The organism is Cytobacillus sp. OWB-43, assembly GCF_034651445.1.
GTDB lineage: Bacteria > Bacillota > Bacilli > Bacillales > Cytobacillaceae > Cytobacillus > Cytobacillus kochii.
This window is the reverse complement of sequence record NZ_JAYEFF010000001.1, coordinates 626,660-648,145: the sequence shown is the minus strand read 5'-3', so window position 1 is coordinate 648,145 and position 21,486 is coordinate 626,660. Positions and strand designations below refer to the sequence as shown.

Genomic DNA, 21,486 nt, shown 5'->3' with positions numbered 1-21,486 from the left:
TGTATTTATAACGCCTTTCCTAATGCACCTGCTGTTTCAATAGTTGAGCCAGCGACATAGCTTGCATGTTTGGATGCTAAAAATAAAATCACACTAGCTACTTCTTCTGCTTCTCCAACACGACCAAGTGGTATATTTCTTTTCTTCGCTAAGTCTGCATAATAACTTTCTGGATCCATATCGGGTGCATTTTTCTTCCTTCTTCTCTCCCATTGATCCGTTCTAATTAAGCCAAGACTTACAGAATTCACAAGAATATTATCACTCGCCAGTTCTTGCGATAATGTTTTACTTAAATTAAGTAATCCTGCTCTTGTCGCAGCTGTTGCAATCATATGCCTTTCTGGTTCTTTCGCGAGCGTAGCATTTATATTTATTATTCGGCCGCCGCCACGCTTAACTAAGTAGGGATGAACAGCTTTTACAGCGTGGATGATAGCAAAATACTTTAATTGAATTTGTTGTTCCCATTGATCATCAGTAACATCAAAGAAATGTCCCATTACACTTTGCCCTGCTGCATTGACTAAAATATCAATACCTGAAAATTTTTCTGCCACACCTTTGACAAAACGCTGTACATCTTCTTTATTCGTTACATCACATGTTTCGGCAAAAATGCTATTAGCAGATGCTAAATCATTTAAATATTTCTCTGCCGTATTTTTTCTTGTTTCATCTCTACCACAAATAGCAACTTTAGCACCTTCAGCTAGGAACATCTCAGCCGTTTTCAATCCAACACCTGAAGTCCCCCCCATAATAATTGCTACTTTATTATTTAATCCTAAATCCATTACACTCTTCCTTTCTTAAGTCAGCCATTAAATCAAAGATTGTAATTTTGCCCAGCCTGGATCTGGTTTTCCCCCCATTGCTGCACGTGCTTCTTTGGATGGTGGCCCAGCAATCCCCCATTGATCCATTAAGTGTGGTACACGTTTCCATACTCTTGCTTTCCATTCTGCTTCATCCTCAATCGTTTCAAGATAACAAGTGTATTCCATAACAAAATTACCTGGGTCTTTGAAATAGCAAAAGATATTATCTCCTGGTCCGTGTCTACCTGGTCCCCATAGTTCATTCAATCCAGCTTTCCGCACATTAGCAATGCCACGCATGACCTCATCTACTGTATCAACTTCGTAAGCAATATGATTGACAGATGCATGACCCTCTTGATTAAAAGCAATGGAGTGATGTTTTCGATTACAACGTAAGAACACCATTTTATCTTCACTCCAGTCTGTCACTTTAAAGCCAAGAATATCTGTATAAAATTCTGTAATCATTTGTAAATCAGCGGTATTCATTACTACATGATTAAGTTTGACTGGATCTACATTTTTTTGATTCCAAATAGATGTATGAATTTCAACCCACGTCGATAATTCAATTACACGATTTTCTGGATCAGCAAAGCGGAGACCATAACCTTTACCTTCCTCATCTAAATAGCCCGGTGCTTGCACAATCGGTACGCCTTTTTCTTGTAAATATTCTGCAGCACGGTCAACTGCATGCTTATCCACCATGCCAAATGCGATATGATGAAGAGCACTTCTATCTCCACTGTGCAAGCTAAGAATATGATTCTCAGGTCCTGCTCCTCTGAAATAAACCGTTTGTTCATCCTCAGCCGTTTTGTCTAATCCCCAAACTTTTTCATAAAAGGCTGCTTGTTCTTCAATGTTCGGAGTAATAAGACTGATATGTCTTAAATGGGTAATACCAATCATCTTGAAACCTCCTCTATAAATAAAGCGAAAGTTCGTGGTAAATGTTTCGCTCGTTACAAATTATTGGTGAATATAGAATGTTAATAAAAATCGGTAAGGATAGACCATATGAGATTGGTCTTCCTTACCTCACTTAATTATTTATCTGCAATAATTGCTTCTCTTTCTTTCGCTCTTTGAAGACGAAGTTCTTCTAATTCGCTCCCTTTAACGTAAGTTGGCAAATTCGGTTTAACTGCACCAAGCATAACCAACATTAATGCTTCTTCGTCACCATCATTATGAATCCCACGATATACGCCAGGTGGGGAACTGATACAATCACGCTCGTTTAAACGAATTTCATGAACCTCATCACTATCTACTTCTTGAATCAACGCTTTTACACTTCCTTTAATAATGAAGAAAACTTCTTCAACATCATCATGTAAATGCAATGGTCCAATACAACCTGCAGGTAATACCATTGTGCTTAATGTAAAGTGCTCAGCTGCAATAACATTAGAATCAGCATTTGCAGTGGCTCCACGACCAATATATCTCATTTGTGCTCTTTTAAATCTTGGGTCAATTTCTTCTTGGAATTTAAGAACATTCCAATCTAATGAACGATCCTGTAATCTTGCTACATGCTTCTTTTCAAATTCTTTAACATCAAATGCCATTTTCAAAAACACTCCTTTATGTTTTATATTAGAAACACTGTTTCTCCTATAAATCAATTTTAAAATCTGTTAACAAAAAAGTCAACAAATTTTGAGAAAATTTTAAAAAGATAAATAGTTGGAATGAAACGATTAACCTACTATTGACTGGTTATTATGAACAACCCTTAACTCAGTTGATTCCCGCTTAAGAGTAAATAAATAAGCAACAAAACCTAAAGTGGAGGCAAAAATTAACACAATGATTGATGTCCCAAAGTCTCCGTTTGATAAATCTCGTAAATATCCCATAATATAACTGGCGAAACCACCCATAATATTAGTAAACCCCATCATACCTGCTGCTCTACCAGCGGTTTCAGGTGTAGAGAATTTCACAATAAATAAATTACTTAGATGGAAGACGCCACCTTGTGTACCCATAGCTAATCCCATGCAAATACCTGCAACTATCGCGTTAGGCGACATAATGCCACCACATAAAAAGATTGTTGTTAATGCAAATAAAATGGTCGCCATCAGGCTTGGGCGGTTTGTCTTATCTGATAAGTAACCACAAATAAGGACAAATCCTAAGGCAAATAACCAAGATAAGGAGGTAATACTACTCATTGCTTCCCTAGAAAAACTCTTCGCTTCGATTAAATAAGTAGGTAACCATATACTAATACCAAAAAATAAGAAAGAAGACATCAGCATTCCAAACCATACAATCCAGTACCTATAGTCTTGAGCAAAATTTTTCGATCCATCTTTTTTATCAATCGGGTTTTTCTCACGTATATAGGCAAGCTCCTCATGTGTAATCCCTTTATGCTCTTCTGGTATATCTCTTGTAAGAAAATAAAAAAGTGGCAGTACAAGCAATAAATTAAAAGCAGCGAGTAGGAAAAATGCAGCTTGCCAATGGAGACTAGCAATGATAGCGGTTAGCATTAATGCACCAACAGCCGGCCCTAAATAGTTACCAGATAACCATGATGCTTGTGCTTTTCCTAATTCTTTATAATGGAACCAGTTAGCAATGAATTTTCCACATACAGGAATCATCATTCCCTCACCAAACCCAAGAACGATTCTTGACAAGATAAACATCTCATATGTAGTCGACAAGCCAGCGGTAATCATCGTAATGGTCCAAACAACCAAACCTAACATTGCTGTTTTTCTGGCACCTAGTTTATCAATAATTACACCCCAAAATAGGTTTGAAACCGCATAAGCAATTGTGAATATAAAAGTGATGAAACCAATCTTGGCATTTTCACCAGCAATCCCTAAGTCACTAAGAAAATCAGCATCTGTTTGAATAATAGAAATACCAAGCTTGTCAATTTGGCCAAAAAACCAAAAGAAGAATATCGGTACAGCAATATATAACCATCTTTTCTTTCCTGTTAACATTCTTTACCCTCCTATCATATGTGGAAAAAATCACTAATTAACAAAAATCACCTCCATATAAATTTCGATCCATTTAAAACTTTGTTTTTTATACAAAACAAAGTTTATATAATCTTAAAATTTTTAAAAAATTTTGTCAATACAGATTGTTATAAATTAAAACTATTTTCACTATACTTATAATGAAAATTGAACATCCCAACTGATTTCACTTATTTTAAAAGTGAATACGTATTATTTTAAAGAAGCCCAAAAAGATTCGAAATTTTAGTCACTTTATCAGGTGATTTCATATATTTTTTTTAATCTATTTAATTTAATGACCTTTTTTATTGTGAACTATTTATAAAAAGTGAGTCCCTGCCAATTTAAGGAACGACAAATGAAGAGGTTGATGATGAGAAGTAATATATTAATCTAGTAGATTAATTTGTAGAGTTATTACTATGAGAGCGACACTAGGGAAAGATTGTACATATATATAAAACAATTACTCTTTCATAACTAAAGAAAGATAAACTGTAAAGAAGTAAGTTTCATGTGAAAGAAAAAGGTAAATCCAATAAAAAAACCCGAATCAATTAGATTCGGGTACAACAATTGTTAATGAGTAGTTCGTGTCTTCTAGTGAATCAATTTCCAATAAGTCCGGATAATTGTTTGGATATATCAAGGATTTTCGGTAAAGCAACTTTTTCGATAAAATCATTCTGATATGTGACATCAGTGGCGACAATATTAATGGCTGCTACTACTTTTCCACTACGATCATATATTGGCGCCGCTACAGATTGAATTCCTTGATGGAATTCACCTAAAGAAATTGCATAACCGTTTTTCCTGATTGTTTCTAATTCTTCAAAGAACCCAGGTAAATCAGTTTGCGTTTTTTCTGTATACGGTTTTAAGTTAGATCCATACACTGTCTCACGTAGCTTCCCTTCTGGTTGCATAGCTAATAAAAGCTTGCCATTAGCTGTTGCATGTGCAGGCAATCTTAAACCGATATTTACATTTATGGCAGATACCCCGCGAACAGGTGCACTACCTATGTATACGACTTCATAATCATCTAATATCGATAAATGACATGACGCTCCAGTTGTATCACGGAGTGTATCCAAATAAGGCTGAATGATTTCAGGTAAGTTTAAACTATTCAAATAAGCAAACCCAAGCTCAAGCACTTTTGGTGTTAAGCTATAGCGCTTTGTATGTTCATCTTGATGTAAGTAACCTAACGTTTGCAATGTATAAAGTAAACGGTATGGTACTGTACGACTTACATTTAGTTCCTTCGCAATTTCAGCTAGAGACATCGTTGGACGTCCACCGTTGAATAATTTCAAAATTTCTAATCCTCTGACTAATGAATTGGCATTATATCTCTCTTTTTCACCGTTAGCCACTCCATCACCCCACTTTCCCAGTAAATGCTATATTACTATTTTAACAAAAAATCGATCAAAAAGATATTAAGAATCATTTTCATTTATATATTTACAGGATTTTGCAGAAATGTCCGAACGGCTTCATTAAAAGATGCTGGGTCCTCTTGATAGCAAAGATGGCCTGTATTAGGAATGATCACCAACTGTGATTCGGCAATCGCATGATGAAATATTTTTGCCTCTTCAACAGGAGTTGCCTTATCAAATTCACCACATAATATTAAAGTTGGCGTTGTTATGCTCCCATAAATGTCCGTGTGATCCAAGGAATATAATGAGTTAGCAACCGAAATATATCCTTTCGGTCGAACTTGCGCCATAATTCTTTCTGCTTCTTTCACAACCTCCAGATTTGCCTCTGGCGCTAACAATTCTCTTACTCTTTGTTTTGCTAGTTCTTCTCCTGTTAGATTTGTCACATTATAAACTCTTCTAGTTAACTTTTTCCTGTTCTCTTCTTCACTATTCCCAGCAGCCCCTCGTGTTGGATCAGCAATAATAAGTAATTCAACTCGATCTTTGAATCGATAGGTAAAATCTATAGCAATAGCAGAGCCCATTGAATGACCAAGTAAGTAAAATTTTTGTAATTCTAGGGCATCGACAAATTGCTTTAGTATATCAGCAAATTGCCGGAAACTTGTAAACTCTTCCTCCGGATCACTACTTTGACCATAACCTGGTGCATCCCAAACGAATACTTGAAAGTCTTTTGATAAATCATCCAATTGTTTTGTCCACGACTGAGAATTATTACCTAACCCGTGTAAAATAATAAGCGGCTTTCCCTCACCTTTCACTCTGTAATGAATCTTCATTTCTTTACTTACTCTTATGGTAGGCATTTTACTCCTCCTCTTCATTATGTTTCTATAACAAAACATTGTTTTAATTTTAAATAGATACCCATCATTTGTCAATCATTATTCTAAATTTTTAGACATTTCACTATTGTTATGTACTACTCTTACTTTTTTTATGAGTAATCTTTATCAAACTAGGGTATGAATTTAATAATAAACTAGGAGGTGGAGAACATGCCCTGGCATACGACAGATTATCCAGATTCATTCAAAAACTTAGAAACAGCGATGAAGAAAAAAGCCATTGAAATAGCTAACAGTCTTATTCGTGATGGCTATAATGAAAGTCGTGCTATCCCAATTGCCATTGAACAAAGTAAAAAATGGTATAGCGATGCAACAACGAAAGAACGAAACCAAATGATTCAAGCAACTGACAGTGAGTTACAACCCGAAGGAAAAGGGGATAAAGAAAAGAGTAAACGAGTTCAAGAAGGACAACATGTACTACCACACGATGATGGTTGGGCAATTACAACTGATCATGGAAAAAAACCATCTGAGATCCTTCCTACGAAGGCAGAAGCAGTCAAAAGAGCAAAGGAAATCGCTCAAAATAAAAAAACACATCTTGTAATATATAAAAAAGATGGAACCATTGACGAGAAACATTCTTATGATATAGAAGAGTAACAATATATTACTGCCTATTCAAGCACAAACACAAACAAGCCGAATAAGGTTTCGGCTTGTTTGCATGCTCTTATACTTATTTTCTATCCTTAAGAACTTAGGAAAAAGGTTATCCTTTTTTTATCTTGTTTAACACATTGTTAAACCGCCATTAACAGAAAGTGTTTGCCCGGTAATATAATCCGCTTCCTTCGAAGCAAAAAAAGCGACTGCACCAGCAATATCCTCTGGTTGGGCTAATTTTCGGAATGGAATGGCTTTCTCTAGTGCAGCAGCAATCCCTTTATTATAAGATCCTATCTCCTGGAAAAGTGGCGTATCGGCTGGACCTGGCGCAATGCAGTTCACATTAATCTGATATCTGGCCATTTCTCTTGCAATCGTCTTTGTAAATGCAATTACACCACCTTTAGCAGCAGAGTAAACTCCTTCTCCACTTGAACCTACTCTCCCAGAATCTGAAGCAATGTTGACTACCTTTCCTTTCCCATTTTCTATCATTAATGGCAGGATCATTTTACATGTGTGTACTTGACCCATTAAATTAATGTCTATTACCTTTCTCCAAGTATCGGGTTCACTTTGTAAAAATGGTTCAATTTTATCCCATCCCGCATTATTTACAAGTAAATCAATACTCCCATACTTCTGCTGCACTTCCTTTACTGATCGTTCTACACTTTCTAAACTCGTAACATCACAATGTACAGCAAACCCCTCTCCACCTATTTCTTTCACAAGTTCAATAGTTTCTTTCGCATTATTTATATTGATATCACTGGCAACCACTTGATAATTATTTGCAACAGCTAAACAAATTGCTCTTCCCATCCCCCTACCGCCACCGGTAATATAGGCAATTTTACTCATTATTCAAACACTCCTTTTTACTTAAGTTACATTCAATTCTTTAGTAACGATTCTCTTAATTTAAACTTCTGGATTTTCCCACTTGCTGTTCGTGGAAATTCCTCTAGAAGGACAAAATGTTCGGGCCAATATTGTTTCGCTACCCCTTTTTCCAGTAAAAACTGTTGTAACATAGCTAAAGTAAGCGTAGTAGCCCCTTGTTTCAATTGAATAAATGCGCATGCTTTTTCTTGCAATCGTTCATCTGGCATTGCCACAACCTGCACATCATTGATCAACTCATACTCATATAGGACATTTTCAATATAAGATACGGGGATATTTTCCCCACCTCGAATAATAATATCTTTGTTTCTACCAGTAATTCTTAAATAACCATCCTCATCCAACACGCCTCTATCACCAGTAATAAACCAATCTCGATCGAATTCAGACTGCGTTTTCTCTATTTGTTTATAATAACCGCGAAATAAAGCCGGTCCACGGCAATAAATATTACCTTCTTCTCCCGCCTGGCAAGTCTCCCCTTCTTGATTGACAACCTTTACTTCCATGCCAGTGAAAGCAACACCATCTGTTTCCGTCAATTTTTGAATGGAATCAGTTCTCTTTGTTAAAGTAACTAACCCATTTTCTGTTTGCCCCCAACCGGCCAATATTTTGAATGATACAACCTTTTCTGCTTGCTTGACTAAGTTTCTCGGAATAGGGGCGCCTAAAGCAATAAAATACTTCAAACTACTAATATCTGCTGTGCTTTTTTTAGCCGCTGCGATTGTGTCTTTTAAAAAAGGTGTAGCTCCAGCCGTAAAAGTCACTTTCTCTGTTTCTATAAGCTTTAAGAATGAATCTGGATTCCAAGTATCTTGGTAGACGGCTGTACCACCATATTGTGTTGGTAACCTTACGCCGTATGCAAACCCAGTTTGATGGGCAAAAGTTGAAGCCATAAATAACACATCTTCATTCGTTAATTGCAAATGATCAATCCAATAATGGGAAGTAATACATAAAGTATTATGAGTATGCATGACACCTTTAGGAAGACCTGTTGTACCTGATGTAAAGATAATCTCAGTCACTTCATTAGGATCTATTTCTATATTTAGCTCATCTCTACGCTTTTGAAGTATGTCTATAGAAGTGACTATTGATGCAAACGATTTCATTTTTTCCGGTATTGGTAACGAATTTCCTACAACAACAATATTCTCAAGTTCCGGCCATTCGTTTAGACATTTTCCTACCATTTCAATATAATCATGGCCTCTAAAACAATCTGGAATAATTAATAATTTAGCCCCTGCCTCTTTAACCATATAAGTAAGTTCTCTTTCTCGGTAAATAGGTACAAGAGGGTTCGTAATCGCCCCAATTTTTGAAGCAGCATAATGTAGAATAACAAACTCATTCCAATTCGGAAGCTGAATAGAAATGACATCGCCTTTTTTTATACCTAAGTCCAATAAACCTAGTGCGACGCGATCGACCATTGAACCTAACATTTTGTATGTGTATCGACTTTTACTATCGATAATCGCTGTTTTATTTGGTGTACGCGTGATTGCTTCATCTAAGTAATCAATCATCGTTTTATTGAGCCATTGTGAAGAATATGATGTTAATCCATCTAATTGTTCCACAATAAACACTCCTTCATCTTTCATTTAACTTCTAAACGTAGAAAAATCTACTGGGCGTTTTTCTAGGAAAGCATTTTTTCCTTCCGCTGATTCATTAGATTGATAGAATAATGCTAAATTTGCCATTGACAACTGCGTAATCCCTTGGATATTTGCACTATCTGCATTGAAGGACAGTTTCAACATTTTAATTGCTGTTGGACTTTTTTGCAGTATTTTATGTGCCCAGTCTTCTGACGCCTGCTGTAATTCATGTAATGGTACAACTTTATTCACTAGTCCCATTTCTTTACATTCATCAGCGCTATATTGTTCACATAAGTACCAAATTTCTCTTGCTCTCTTCTCACCAACGATTCTTGCTAAATAGGCAGATCCATATCCTGCATCAAAGCTCCCAACCTTTGGCCCTGATTGCCCAAACTTTGCGGTAGCAGCAGCAATTGTTAAATCACAAACTACATGTAATACGTGGCCCCCACCGATTGCATAGCCATTAACAGCAGCAATAACTGGCTTAGGGATGTTTCTTATCGTTTGATGGAGATTCTCTATTTCAAGGCCAATTCCATTTCCTAGACCACCTTTACCATCATAACCACTTTCTCCATCTTTTTGTTTTTGATCGCCACCTGTACAGAATGCTTTTTCTCCTGTCCCTGTTAAAATCACCACACCAACAGTGTTATCATCCCAAGCTTCACGAAAACACCAAATTAATTCTTTAATCGTTTGTGCTCGAAAGGCATTATAAACTTCTGGTCGGTTAATAGTTATTTTCGCTACGCCATTTTTCTTTTCTAGTATCGTATCTATTAATTCCATTAGTGATTCTCCTTTTCTTCTGATTTGAATTTATATTTTTTGATAAGATCGGAATTCTTTCCCTATAAGGTGTTTGGCGATTACCATTTGGTTTGCTTGGGCTGTTCCATCACCAATCTCTAATCCAATGACATCTCTTAATCGTTGTTCAAATGGCATTTCTTTTGTATAAGCATAGTGCCCATTTAAAAGGAGGCATTCATGAATCGCTTCACTACTATATTTAGGTGCAAGCCACTTAACAGATGCTGCTTCCTTCGTATGTTGTAAACCTTCATCACGCAACCACAGTCCTCGATAAGCTTGCCATTTAACGAGCTCCAGTTGAGTATAATGGTGTACTATCGGAAAAGAGACTGCTTGATTCACAGCTAATGGTTTGCCGAAAGAATGTCTTGTTTTCACATGTTCTATTGTTTCATCCAAACTTTGTGTGGCTGTACCTATACATTGAAGTCCTATTAAAAGCCGGCTTAAATCAAAGCCATTCATCACTTGAGAGAAGCCTTCATTTAGATTACCAATCAAGTATTGCTCAGGAATCATGACATCAGTTAAATAAACGGAGCCTCTACCTATTGGGATATTTCCCATATCTTCATAACCTCTGCAGTCTACTCCTGGTAAATCACTAGGTACAAGAAAAGCGGATATTCCTCTATTTCCGGCAGTTGGGTCGGTTTTAGCAAAAAGAATAAATGCATCCGCCACTGTTGCCACACTAATCCCCGATTTCTCACCATTTAGAATGAAATGATCGCCTTTTCTAATAGCTGTTGATTGTATTCCCCCTGCATCGGTACCTGCTTGTGGCTCAGTAATTGCAATCCCAACAATCGATTTTCCCTGTGCAATTTTCGGAAGCCACTCTGATTTAATAGCATTATTTGCATGAATGGAGAGAATTTCTCCTATTAAAGCATTTAACATTACTGAATAAGTTAAATTAAAATCACCTTTGCCTATTTCTTCAGCAGCAATACCTGTCGTGATACAATCTGCCGCGCTTCCACCATATTTTTCTGGAATACGCAGACCTGTTACACCTAACTCCCCTAGCTCCTCCCATAAATGTCTCGGCGTCTTTTTTTCTCTGTCCCACTTTGTATATTGAGGTAATAATACCTCTTTAGAATATTGTCTTAAAATTTTTCGAAAGTCCTCTTGCTCTTCAGTAAATGAAAATTGTAACATCATCCATCCTCCTCTCAGTTACTATTAAGCAAGAACCATGCCAAATTAGTTTATTTGTTTGAAGCTGTTTATTCAGTTTCATTCTTCTTACTATTGCGAATTTATCTCACTTTTGCGAAATATATTTGCAAAAGTGAGTCATTATACAGTAGATGAACGAGTGTTATCAACAAAAAAAAAAACGTAAACAAATTGGCTCTCTGCCAAAATCTGCTTACGTTTTCTACTTACTTAGGTTTTGATTTGATATTTAGCCATTTTTCTATATAAACTAGCTAAATGAATATTTAATTTTACAGCAGCCATCGTTTTATCTCCATCCGATTTTTCTAAAGCCTCAACAATAGCTTTTTTTTCTGTTTCTTTCACGATCTCTTCTAAGGTTTTTGAAGTATTATTGCTTGGTAAACACTGGGTTTGACTAGTCTGAGTCGCTATTCTTTTCACCATAGCATTGTCGCCTAACTCTTCTCCTAAAGAAAGTGTTACCCCTCTTTCTACCACAGCTTTTAATTCTCTTATATTACCAGGCCATTCATGCTCCATTAAGCATTTTAGCAAATGTGGATGAATCTGATTTACGTTTTTATTTAGTTGTTGATTATATTTATCTAAAAAATAGTGAACAAGCGGTAATATATCTTCTTTTCTGTCTCTTAATGGGGGGATAGGCAGATCAAATACGAATAAACGATAATATAGATCTTGTCTGAATTCCCCTGCCGAGACGAGCTCAAATAGATCTCTATTCGTGGCGGCTATTATCCGAATATCCACTCGCTTTTTTCCTATGGAACCAAGCCTCTCAACTTCCCTCTCCTGCAATACCCTCAATAGCTTTCCTTGTGCAGCTTTAGGCAATTCAGAAATTTCGTCAAGGAACAATGTGCCATTCTGTGCTAGCTCAATTTTTCCTGGCTTGCCTGTTTTTTTCGCTCCACTAAATGCGCCTTCTTCATAACCAAATACTTCAGATTCAAATAATTCTGATGGAATGGCCGCACAATTGACTGCAATAAAAGGGCCTTTTCTCCTTGGACTGGCATGATGAATCGCTTGAGCGAATAATTCTTTACCAGTACCACTTTCACCGGTAATTAAAACTGTGGATGAACTAACAGCTATACGAGCAGCTAGTTCTTTCACTTCTAATAACTTTTGACTTTCACCGATAATATGCGCAAATTCATAATTAGCTGTATGTGTCTTAGGTGTATATTGCTCTTTTTCTTGTAATAAAGAAAGAAACTGTTTTAAAACAGGGAGAGAAATTTCATCTGCTTTTAAAAAAATAGTTAAACGATAATGACCATTTTCTTTATTAACTTTGACGATACAGAGAACCGATAAGATCGTTAGACAGTGAAGTTTGCCAATCAGATAAGGAAAATTACTAACTTCTATCAACTGACCTTTCAATTCTTGTATTGTAATCGCAAACCGTTGGGTAAATATAGGGTTAGCAGTAACCATTCTTCCGTGCTCAGTTACGATTAATATAGGATTTTGATGAGATTGTTCCATCAATGTAATATCCTTCATCTTATTCAACCTCTAGGCCCGAGTAATTGTACCACGAGCTGACCTCTAATGACTTCATGATTATCTTCGTTTATGCATGATACCTTCATCGTCAACCAATGACGTTCGTTATGACAGTCTAGCAAATCTAACTTAGCTGTAATAATTTCGTCACGGTAGACAGGGTCATAAAATAACAGTTCTTTTTGAAGGAGCACACATGGACAACCTGGTAATTTTTCACTAACTACTTGATGGATCAGTCCTTCAATTAACAATGCGGGTACGATTGCTTTATGAAAAGGTTCATCCCATTTCTTATTGTGTAATTGGTAAACAGGGCTATAATCATTTGTTAGTTGCTGACAGCTCAAAATTTCTTCTTCTGTAAATTTTCTTGCTATGGCTGCACTGTCTCCGATCTTAAAACGAATGGTATCCATATCACTCTTCTCCTTTTTTACACGATGATAGGAAAAAGGGGTCTGCATGAAAGCAGCCCCCCTCCTTATTTCATAGATAAAACCATTTCATATTGTGTGTGCACATCTTTTAAAGCAGCTAATATCGCTTGACCCGCTTTGCCTTTATAATGATCTTTTACTCTCTGTATCAAAGGTTCCAAACCATCATTTAAACTATATCCTCTTAATAACTGGCGAATAAATTCTCTTCCATGCTCTGTTGCTAACGTGCATGATGCATCAATGATTACACCATACTTTTGATCCAATTCTAATGTAATTGTAATAGAATCATATAGGTTCCTTGCCGCCATTCCTTGAGGAAGCTTAGCGTGTCCTGCTAGAAAAAATGTATTCATGATAGTTGCTCTCCTTATCTTTGTTGAATTGCCACCTCTTCTTCTTCAAAGGGCCAAGATGGCAGTGGGTTACGCAATGGCTTATCTTCACGATAGCCTAGTGCATATTCACCTTGCATAACGGTATGAATTTCTCTCGTTCCTTCGTAAATAACCGGAGCTTTTGAATTTCTCAAGTATCTTTCTACGGGGTATTCATCTGAATAACCATAAGCACCATGGACTTGTACCGCATCATTTGCCGCCTCAAACGCAGCATCACACGCAATCCATTTGGCTAAGGACGTTTCTTTTGTATTTCTCTTACCAGCATTTTTCAGCGATCCAGCTTTGAAAACAAGTAGGCGTGAAATTTCTAGGTTAGCAGTCATCTTAGCAATCATTTGTTGAACAAGTTGATGCTTTCCTATCTCTTTACCAAATGTTTTTCTTTCATGACAATATTTCACACTTGCTTCTAAACTAGCAGCGATTAAGCCTACTGCACCAGCAGCTACTGTGAATCGACCATTATCTAAAGCTGACATGGCGATTTTGAAGCCTTCCCCTTCCTCACCTAAACGGTTGGCTACTGGTACTTTTACATCAGATAAGAACACTTCTCCAGTATTACCCGCTCGTATACCTAACTTTCCTTTAATGGCCTTTGTTTCTACTCCTGCAAATGTTCTCTCAACGATAAAAGCTGTGATACCTTTATGAGCTGCATCATGATCTGTTTTAGCAAATACAAGAAAGTGATCAGCAACATCACAAAGTGAAATCCAAGTCTTTGATCCGTTTAAAATATAATAATCACCATCTTTTTTCGCTGTCGAATTCATTGTTGCTACATCTGATCCAGCATTCGGTTCAGTAAGACCAAAAGCACCTATTTTTACACCTTTTGCTTGAGGAACTAAATATTTTTGCTTTTGTTCTTCAGTTCCCCATTGCAATAAGGTCATACTATTTAATCCAGTATGAACAGACACTGCTGTTCTATATGCTGTATCCCCTCTTTCTAATTCCTCACATACAATTGCTAGGGTGTTATAATCCATCCCCGCCCCGCCGTATTGCTCAGGAATACATACACCCATTAATTGAAGTTCTGACAGCCTTTCTAAAATACGAGGTTCAAAATGTTGTTTACGATCCCACTCTTGAATATTTGGCATAATTTCATTGTCAACGAACCGTCTCACTAATTTTTTTACACTTTCTTGTTCTTCTGTTAATTCGAAATTCATCATCATAATTCCTCCTATATCACTTGATTTTTTTTCATTTCTTTTATTTCAGCTCTGGTATATCCCACTCTCTGTAATATTTCGGCTGTCTGTTCCCCATAAAGCGGCGGATGATGTCTTACTTTGACCGGAGATTTTGACAGCTTTAATGGAGAACCTGTTAATTTCAACGACGGTATATGAGGATGATTGCCCTCTATCACCATCTCTCTTGCCAGAACTTGTGGATCATTAAACATTTCGCTAATTGTATGAATTGGACCGTTCGGAATCGCATGTTCATCAAATAAACGCTTCCAATTTTGTTTTGAATTTTTTAACAACTCTCGTTGAAGAATTGGTATTAGCGAACTACGATTTTCAACGCGACTACGATTGGTGGCATACCGTTTATCGTTTATCAACTCAGCTAATTCTAAAATATTACAGAAACGGGCAAATTGTTGATCGTTGCCAACAGCAATGACCATTTCTCCATCAGCCACCGTAAATACTTGATATGGGGCTATATTTGGATGGCGATTACCTAACCGCTTAGGTTCTGTTTGACCGACCAAATAATTACTCGCTACATTAACTAAAGCCGATATTTGACAATCTAATAATGCTATATCAATCTCTTGACCTTCTCCAGTGTGCTGACGGTGTTGTAATGCACTTAATATTCCAATACAAGTATATAATCCTGTAATCACATCAGAAATGGCAACACCAACTTTCATTGGTGAGCCAGCTTCCTCTCCGGTAATATTCATTAAACCACTCATTGCTTGAATGATGTAATCATACCCAGGTAGATCTTTATATGGGCCACTTTGACCAAACCCTGTAATAGAAGCTAAAATAATTTTACTGTTCCATTCATTTAACTGCTCGTATCCAAGTCCCCATTTATCTAATGTACCAGTCTTAAAATTCTGTACTACGATATCAGCGTCTATTACTAATTGACGAAAAACCTCCTTCCCTTCTTCAGCTTTTAAGTTCAATGTCATACTCTCTTTATTTCTGTTTGCACATAAATAATAAGCGCTTTCACCTTCAACAAAAGGAGGTCCCCAGAATCTTGTTTCATCTCCATTCTGATGATGTTCAATTTTAATGACTTCTGCACCTAAATCACCAAGTATCATCGTACAGAATGGTCCTGCTAACACCCGTGATAGGTCGATAATCTTAACCCCTTCTAATGCAAGCCCCATCTTTTATACACTCCATTTCTACAACAATAAAATAGAGTCAGCAAAATAAACTTTCCTCCGAAAAGTTTACTCTACTGACTCCAATTCACGGCTTGTTTTTCGGCAAGAAAAATCAAGTGAATCATTGTCAATGATTTTCATATTCAAAATTCAAAAAGGGAAACCATTTTTGCAGTAAGGTAATTACTGTCATTGGTTTATATATTATATAATAATTAAAATTTTTAAAAAATTCAATAGTTTTTGAAAAAATAACGTGAAATAATAAAAAGAGGAGCACTAATGGCTCCTCTTTTTATTCTCTAATCATATCGTTTGAGTTTGTACTTGATTCAGTGTCAGTAAACAACTTTTTAAAGTCAGCATAATCATAATCTGATCGATTTACAGGAGTGAAATTCTCTGGTTCATAGAATCGAAGTAAATCAGCATTGACGACTTTATCTGAATATGCGAGCTTTTGCTCAACATTTTCATTCATCTCATCGCCTTTTGCAATAACTTCTTCATCTTCTATTAGTTCACCTGTATTTGAATCGTAATATTTTCCACCGATAGCTGTAATAGTTGGACTAACAAAATCTCCATTTCTAAACGGTATTAAATCATCATGTTCTTTTGAGAAAATATCAGTTCCAAAGTGAATATACTCTTTCGAATCGATACCAAGTAAATGTAATAACGTTGGTTTTAAATCAATTTGGCCTGCATATTCATGGTTCGTTCCACCTTCCATCCCTGGGACACGAATGAATAAAGGCACACGTTGTAAACTTGTATCAAGAAAATCATTATACTCTGTATCTAATACTTGTTCCATTGCTTTCTTATGGCTACTTGAAATTCCATAATGGTCACCATACATAACGATAATTGAATTATCATAGAGTCCTGATTCTTTAAGATAATTAAAGAACTCTTCAAGTGCTTCATCCGCATATCTTGCCGTTTGGAAATAATTATCCACAGATGGATCGCCAGTTGTATGTTTATCAATTGTCGCTTCTTCTTCATCTAATGGATACGGATAGTGATGAGTTACGGTAATAAACTTCGAATAGAAAGGTTGTGGTAATTCATCCAAATAAGCTTCTGATTGCTCAAAGAATGGTTTATCCATTAATCCATAGTCAGTTAAGTTATCTGAATTCATATCAAAATAACTTGCATCATAAAAACGGTCATAGCCAAATCCTTTATATATCTCATTCCTGTTCCAGAATGTCCCATTATTTCCATGGAATACTGCAGACGTATAGCCTTTTTCTTTTAAAATGGCTGGTGCTGCATGGAATGTATTCATTCCTTTTGTAGTAAAAGCAGAACCTTGTGGTAACCCGTATAACGAGTTTTCAAGCATAAATTCTGCATCAGCTGTTTTTCCTTGAGCTGTTTGATGGAAGAAGTTATCAAAATAAGTTGTGTTTTCTTCTTCAATTAATGAATTGAGAAATGGTGTAACTTCTTCTCCATGCAATTCATAGTTCATTAAGAAAGTTTGAATGGATTCCAAGTGAAGATATATCACATTCATATCCTTCCCAATACCGAATGTTTCTGGATTTGGTTCAGCATAATTAGATTGCGTAAAGTTCACGACTTCGGTTGTATCATTGCTATCTGCCATAACCCTTTGAGCTGATGCTTTCGTACTTTGTACTGCATCATAAATAGTATAATTGTACATACCGAGATATTTAACAATATAGTTTCTATCAAACCCACGTGTTAATAATTGTGGTCGATCTGCTTCAGCCAGTCCTAGGTTTGCACATGAGATTGCTAACCCTAAAGATAATACGGCAACCATGCGTCTCTTACCATAATCTTTCTTCTCGATCTTAACAAATTTAAATGCTAATAGACCAATTAAGAAAAGGATGTCTATAAAGAATAAGAAATCATATGGGCGTAGTAGAGTGGTTACACTTTTACTAACATCTGCAAAGTTCTGTGTCATTGTTAATGTTGGTAATGTAATAAAATCCGTAAATGAACGATAATATACCACATTCGCATATAACAAGAATGACATTATGCTGTATATCACTAATGTCGCAATATACTTTCGTCTTCCTTTAAAAAATAAAGCTAAACTAAGAAAGATCAACGATGACCCTAAAGGATTTAAAAATAAGAGAAATTGCTGTATTGGGCTGTCAACCCCGAGATTAAATTGAGTTAATTGTGTTATATACGTTTTCATCCAAAGGAAGAATACAGCTAACATAAAGAAGCCAATATATTTATCGAAGAATAAACTTTGACCTTTTTTAGATAAATTATCCATTATTGCACCTACCTTCTAGCACATTATTATAACATGCTTTTAAAAAAATTCTATAAGCAATTGGTAATAAAAACCCTTTTCTTACCAACTACTTTCCTCGTTTGTATTGAACAATAGCATATTATGATTATAGTCGATAATTATGAACGTTCTATGACAATGTAAATTTTTCTTTAAACTTAACGCTATCACGAGTTATAAATATACTCTTTTTTGAGCAAATGTCAAGAAATAACCTTAAAGTCCTCCATAATCAAGAGCTGCTTAAAATTAAGCAGCCCTTAGATGTATTACCTAACATTTCAGTATTACTGACATACACATTTTGAATTAGCATATGTCATTCTATTTAGAACTGTTCATAGAAAAATGGACTAGCTTCATTAGTATATGATGGCTAACATGAATTATGCTAGCTTCAACTGTTCCTTCAAAAACGTTGCTAGTTGTAACATGCCGTATTTACCTGCAATTGCTTCAGCGTCTGCATTATAATTCGTATTTGTATTGATGTCATACGTATAAACGTTACCATCACCATCTTTTATAAATTCAATCCCTGCTACATCAATTCCTGCATATTCAAGAAATTTCTCATATTTAACCATTTGTTCAGTATCCACTTCTTCAGTAATTTCGAATTTAGGACGTATCTGTGGCTCTTCTCCCACTGGACAAAAAGCATCGCCAATTTGACAAGCATCTGCCGGACATAATTCAAAGCCTTCTGAAGTATCAACATTTACAGCATAATAAAACTTCCCGCCAATGAACTCTGCCCTTGTAATTATCTGATCCTCCGACTTTATATATTGCTGAATAAGAGTAATCCCATCAACAGGTTCTTCGAAGGAATTGCTATTAACATACGTTCTTAAAGAATCGATTGTTTGGAATAACTGCACACCTAAACCTTTTCCTGCACGATTGTGTTTCGTTATAAAAGGAGTGGTTCCTATTTTTTCAGCTGCAGTTATAATATTTTCTTTCCCAACTGCTCCAATTGTTTTTGGTGTTTTAATCCCGCTTTTTTCTAGTAGAGCATATTGTTTCACTTTACTCACCTCTAACGAAAGTGCGTTACTCCCATTTAACACTTGTCTACCGTGACTTTCTAACCATGTAATCACACTTGCTGCTAATTCTGGAGCGAAACGATGCCCTCTCGTGTGAGATGAAGCACTCATGCGATTATAAAACACACCTTCTGGTGGTGTAGAATTTAAATCAATTATTCCCTCATGTAAGTGCCATGTTTCGTAAGGTACTTGTAATTCATCTAATCTTCTTGTCAAATGGTCTGTCCATTCATCATTCTCGTGAATAATATATATCTTTTTCAAAGAAAACACTTCCTTTTAATAAAAACTATTATGTATGGTACCTATTATTTCACGGGTATCAGAAATTCGCAATTATTTCGTATAAAGATGCAATTAATCATACTTTAACAAAATCAAAAAAAATGACTGTGAGATGAGGATCTCCAGTCACTTTATTCTATCATCTTGACGATTCTGTTTCATTTAAAGGTCCCGTTTCTAATGCTTCAGTCTGTTCTTCGGGATCTTTTGCAGGTACTGAGCGTTTCATAAAGAAGACGAGAATCAACGCTATAACCGAAATAAAAGTTGAAACAAAAAAGGCAAAATTAATCCCGTCTAATGTAGATTGCAACCCAATTTGTATCATCGCTTCTTGAGATAGTTCTCCTCCACCATTTTCACGTAGAGTAGTTTTTGCTAAATCTTCTCCGACTGCGTTTGCTTTATTAGACATAATTGTAATAAGCAACGCTGTACCAATGGCACCAGATACCTGATTAAGTGTATTATTCATCGCCGTACCATGGGGATAAAACCGTGGTGGTAATTGATTCAAACCGTTTGTAGACACAGGCATCATTACCATTGACATACCGAACATTCTAATCGTATGTAATACCATAATATGAATTGCTCCTGTATCCATACCAAGACGACTAAAAAAGAAAGTCGAGATTGTCATAATGCTTAAGCCGGTTAAAGCTAATATTTTCCCACCGAATTTATCAAATAACTTTCCAGTTAGGGGTGACATTGCTGCCATTACTAATGCACCTGGCAGCATCATTAAACCGGCATCAAAAGGGGCAATACCTCGGATATTCTGTACATAGATAGGAATGAGTAGCATCCCTGAGAACATCGCCATATTCACAACCATTGTAATAATCGTTGAGAGAGTAAACATTGGAAATTGAAAAACACCAAAGTTTAACATTGGTTCTTTTTGCTTGTTTTGTCTAATTATAAAAATGAATAGAGAAATAGCACCGACAATGATGGTTAAATAAACGTTTGCAGCACTCCATCCATCATTACCTGCTGAGCTGAATCCATATAAAATACCACCAAACCCAATACTAGACAATAATAATGAAAGAAAATCTAATTTAATTGATTGCTTTTCTTTTTTATCTCTTAACCATATAAAGCCTAATAGTAAAACGATAATTGCAATTGGAGAAATAAAATGAAACAACATTCGCCAATCATAATTTTCGACAATCCACCCTGACAATGTTGGACCTATCGCTGGGGCTGCCATTAATATTAAACCAAATATCCCCATCGCAGAACCACGCTTTTCAACAGGGAAAGAAACGAGCATCACATTCATTAGAACAGGCATTAATATAGCCGAACCAGAAGCCTGCATCATTCTTCCTATAAGTAACATGCTAAAAATATCGGCAAATCCAGCTACAAATGTTCCTAATGTGAACATAAGCATCGCAAATAAAAACAAAATACGAACACTATATTTACGGATTAAGAACGCAGTTGCAGGGATTAAGACCCCATTTACTAACATATAGCCAGTTGTTAGCCACTGGACAGTAGCTGTATCTACATTCAAATCCTCCATGATTGATGGTAAGGCGATATTTAATAGAGTATTGTTTAAAAACGCAATAAACGCACCCACCATTAGGATTGCTAATAATCCATAGGGTGGTGTATTTGAATTTTGGTGATTTGCGGTCATTGTTTCCCCTCCCTATACACATTGTTCAATTGTTTATACCACTATTTCACGTAGGACTTATCATAACTGATATGATTAGTGAATGCAATCATTATATTTCG

19 protein-coding genes are annotated in these 21,486 nt (G+C 36.1%); 1 reads left to right on the top strand and 18 read right to left on the bottom strand.

Annotated features, from left to right (window positions below):
* Positions 1-5 precede the first annotated feature (5 nt).
* From U9M49_RS03280 to U9M49_RS03255, 6 genes are all read right to left on the bottom strand, one after another.
* Positions 6-797: an SDR family oxidoreductase gene (locus U9M49_RS03280; RefSeq protein ID WP_322909260.1), complete on the bottom strand. Its 792-nt coding sequence runs from the start codon at positions 795-797 to the stop codon at positions 6-8.
* Positions 798-824: 27 nt separating this feature from the next.
* Positions 825-1,739 (bottom strand): VOC family protein, encoded by a 915-nt coding sequence (locus U9M49_RS03275; RefSeq protein WP_307314255.1) that lies wholly within the window; start codon positions 1,737-1,739, stop codon positions 825-827.
* Positions 1,740-1,876: 137 nt separating this feature from the next.
* Positions 1,877-2,404: a cupin domain-containing protein gene (locus tag U9M49_RS03270; RefSeq protein WP_095373457.1), complete on the bottom strand. Its 528-nt coding sequence runs from the start codon at positions 2,402-2,404 to the stop codon at positions 1,877-1,879.
* Between the two features lie 132 nt (positions 2,405-2,536).
* Positions 2,537-3,808 (bottom strand): MFS transporter, encoded by a 1,272-nt coding sequence (locus U9M49_RS03265; RefSeq protein ID WP_095373458.1) that lies wholly within the window; start codon positions 3,806-3,808, stop codon positions 2,537-2,539.
* 632 nt (positions 3,809-4,440) lie between these two features.
* A complete protein-coding gene (locus U9M49_RS03260) occupies positions 4,441-5,217 on the bottom strand; it encodes an IclR family transcriptional regulator (protein WP_095373459.1) in 777 nt (258 codons plus the stop codon).
* Positions 5,218-5,300: 83 nt separating this feature from the next.
* A complete protein-coding gene (locus U9M49_RS03255) occupies positions 5,301-6,104 on the bottom strand; it encodes an alpha/beta hydrolase (protein ID WP_322909259.1) in 804 nt (267 codons plus the stop codon).
* 192 nt (positions 6,105-6,296) lie between these two features.
* Between U9M49_RS03255 and U9M49_RS03250 the strand changes: the two genes are divergently transcribed.
* On the top strand, positions 6,297-6,755 hold the full coding sequence (locus U9M49_RS03250; protein ID WP_095373461.1) for a DUF2188 domain-containing protein: 459 nt from the start codon (positions 6,297-6,299) through the stop codon (positions 6,753-6,755).
* 129 nt (positions 6,756-6,884) lie between these two features.
* On the opposite strand, the gene U9M49_RS03245 is transcribed toward U9M49_RS03250, so the two are convergent.
* From U9M49_RS03245 to U9M49_RS03190, 12 genes are all read right to left on the bottom strand, one after another.
* The gene (locus U9M49_RS03245; RefSeq protein WP_095373462.1) at positions 6,885-7,625 is read right to left on the bottom strand and encodes an SDR family NAD(P)-dependent oxidoreductase; all 741 of its coding nucleotides are present in this window, start codon (positions 7,623-7,625) and stop codon (positions 6,885-6,887) included.
* 32 nt (positions 7,626-7,657) lie between these two features.
* Positions 7,658-9,268, bottom strand: coding sequence for an AMP-binding protein (locus U9M49_RS03240; RefSeq protein WP_233435261.1), 1,611 nt, complete (start codon positions 9,266-9,268; stop codon positions 7,658-7,660).
* A 24-nt stretch (positions 9,269-9,292) separates the two neighbouring features.
* Positions 9,293-10,093 (bottom strand): 1,4-dihydroxy-2-naphthoyl-CoA synthase, encoded by an 801-nt coding sequence (gene menB / locus U9M49_RS03235; protein WP_322909258.1) that lies wholly within the window; start codon positions 10,091-10,093, stop codon positions 9,293-9,295.
* A 30-nt stretch (positions 10,094-10,123) separates the two neighbouring features.
* Positions 10,124-11,287: an acyl-CoA dehydrogenase family protein gene (locus U9M49_RS03230; protein ID WP_322909257.1), complete on the bottom strand. Its 1,164-nt coding sequence runs from the start codon at positions 11,285-11,287 to the stop codon at positions 10,124-10,126.
* A 231-nt stretch (positions 11,288-11,518) separates the two neighbouring features.
* Entirely contained in the window at positions 11,519-12,829 is a 1,311-nt protein-coding gene (locus U9M49_RS03225) for a sigma-54 interaction domain-containing protein (RefSeq protein ID WP_095373466.1), read from the bottom strand.
* 5 nt (positions 12,830-12,834) lie between these two features.
* Positions 12,835-13,299, bottom strand: coding sequence for a hypothetical protein (locus U9M49_RS03220; RefSeq protein WP_095373467.1), 465 nt, complete (start codon positions 13,297-13,299; stop codon positions 12,835-12,837).
* Positions 13,300-13,316: 17 nt separating this feature from the next.
* Positions 13,317-13,631 carry a DUF3870 domain-containing protein gene (locus U9M49_RS03215; RefSeq protein ID WP_095373468.1) on the bottom strand — a complete coding sequence of 105 codons (315 nt, stop codon included), beginning with the start codon at positions 13,629-13,631 and terminating at the stop codon, positions 13,317-13,319.
* Positions 13,632-13,645: 14 nt separating this feature from the next.
* On the bottom strand, positions 13,646-14,863 hold the full coding sequence (locus U9M49_RS03210; protein WP_322909673.1) for an acyl-CoA dehydrogenase family protein: 1,218 nt from the start codon (positions 14,861-14,863) through the stop codon (positions 13,646-13,648).
* A 14-nt stretch (positions 14,864-14,877) separates the two neighbouring features.
* Positions 14,878-16,065 (bottom strand): CaiB/BaiF CoA-transferase family protein, encoded by a 1,188-nt coding sequence (locus tag U9M49_RS03205; RefSeq protein ID WP_322909256.1) that lies wholly within the window; start codon positions 16,063-16,065, stop codon positions 14,878-14,880.
* 295 nt (positions 16,066-16,360) lie between these two features.
* Positions 16,361-18,355, bottom strand: a complete 1,995-nt coding sequence (locus U9M49_RS03200) for an LTA synthase family protein (protein ID WP_095373470.1) — start codon at positions 18,353-18,355, stop codon at positions 16,361-16,363.
* A 407-nt stretch (positions 18,356-18,762) separates the two neighbouring features.
* The gene (locus tag U9M49_RS03195) at positions 18,763-19,698 is read right to left on the bottom strand and encodes an ATP-grasp domain-containing protein (RefSeq protein ID WP_095369417.1); all 936 of its coding nucleotides are present in this window, start codon (positions 19,696-19,698) and stop codon (positions 18,763-18,765) included.
* 160 nt (positions 19,699-19,858) lie between these two features.
* Positions 19,859-21,385 carry a DHA2 family efflux MFS transporter permease subunit gene (locus U9M49_RS03190; RefSeq protein ID WP_095369418.1) on the bottom strand — a complete coding sequence of 509 codons (1,527 nt, stop codon included), beginning with the start codon at positions 21,383-21,385 and terminating at the stop codon, positions 19,859-19,861.
* Positions 21,386-21,486 lie beyond the last annotated feature (101 nt).

Excerpts from the sequence above, each read along its gene's own strand:
- U9M49_RS03280 (WP_322909260.1), bottom strand. The coding sequence starts at position 797 with ATGGATTTAGGATTAAATAATAAAGTAGCAATTATTATGGGGGGGACT.
- U9M49_RS03275 (WP_307314255.1), bottom strand. The coding sequence starts at position 1,739 with ATGATTGGTATTACCCATTTAAGACATATCAGTCTTATTACTCCGAAC.
- U9M49_RS03270 (WP_095373457.1), bottom strand. The coding sequence starts at position 2,404 with ATGGCATTTGATGTTAAAGAATTTGAAAAGAAGCATGTAGCAAGATTA.
- U9M49_RS03265 (WP_095373458.1), bottom strand. The coding sequence starts at position 3,808 with ATGTTAACAGGAAAGAAAAGATGGTTATATATTGCTGTACCGATATTC.
- U9M49_RS03255 (WP_322909259.1), bottom strand. The coding sequence starts at position 6,104 with ATGCCTACCATAAGAGTAAGTAAAGAAATGAAGATTCATTACAGAGTG.
- U9M49_RS03250 (WP_095373461.1), top strand. The coding sequence starts at position 6,297 with ATGCCCTGGCATACGACAGATTATCCAGATTCATTCAAAAACTTAGAA.
- U9M49_RS03245 (WP_095373462.1), bottom strand. The coding sequence starts at position 7,625 with ATGAGTAAAATTGCCTATATTACCGGTGGCGGTAGGGGGATGGGAAGA.
- menB (WP_322909258.1), bottom strand. The coding sequence starts at position 10,093 with ATGGAATTAATAGATACGATACTAGAAAAGAAAAATGGCGTAGCGAAA.
- U9M49_RS03230 (WP_322909257.1), bottom strand. The coding sequence starts at position 11,287 with ATGTTACAATTTTCATTTACTGAAGAGCAAGAGGACTTTCGAAAAATT.
- U9M49_RS03225 (WP_095373466.1), bottom strand. The coding sequence starts at position 12,829 with ATGAAGGATATTACATTGATGGAACAATCTCATCAAAATCCTATATTA.
- U9M49_RS03220 (WP_095373467.1), bottom strand. The coding sequence starts at position 13,299 with ATGCAGACCCCTTTTTCCTATCATCGTGTAAAAAAGGAGAAGAGTGAT.
- U9M49_RS03215 (WP_095373468.1), bottom strand. The coding sequence starts at position 13,631 with ATGAATACATTTTTTCTAGCAGGACACGCTAAGCTTCCTCAAGGAATG.
- U9M49_RS03210 (WP_322909673.1), bottom strand. The coding sequence starts at position 14,863 with ATGAATTTCGAATTAACAGAAGAACAAGAAAGTGTAAAAAAATTAGTG.
- U9M49_RS03205 (WP_322909256.1), bottom strand. The coding sequence starts at position 16,065 with ATGGGGCTTGCATTAGAAGGGGTTAAGATTATCGACCTATCACGGGTG.
- U9M49_RS03200 (WP_095373470.1), bottom strand. The coding sequence starts at position 18,355 with ATGGATAATTTATCTAAAAAAGGTCAAAGTTTATTCTTCGATAAATAT.
- U9M49_RS03190 (WP_095369418.1), bottom strand. The coding sequence starts at position 21,385 with ATGACCGCAAATCACCAAAATTCAAATACACCACCCTATGGATTATTA.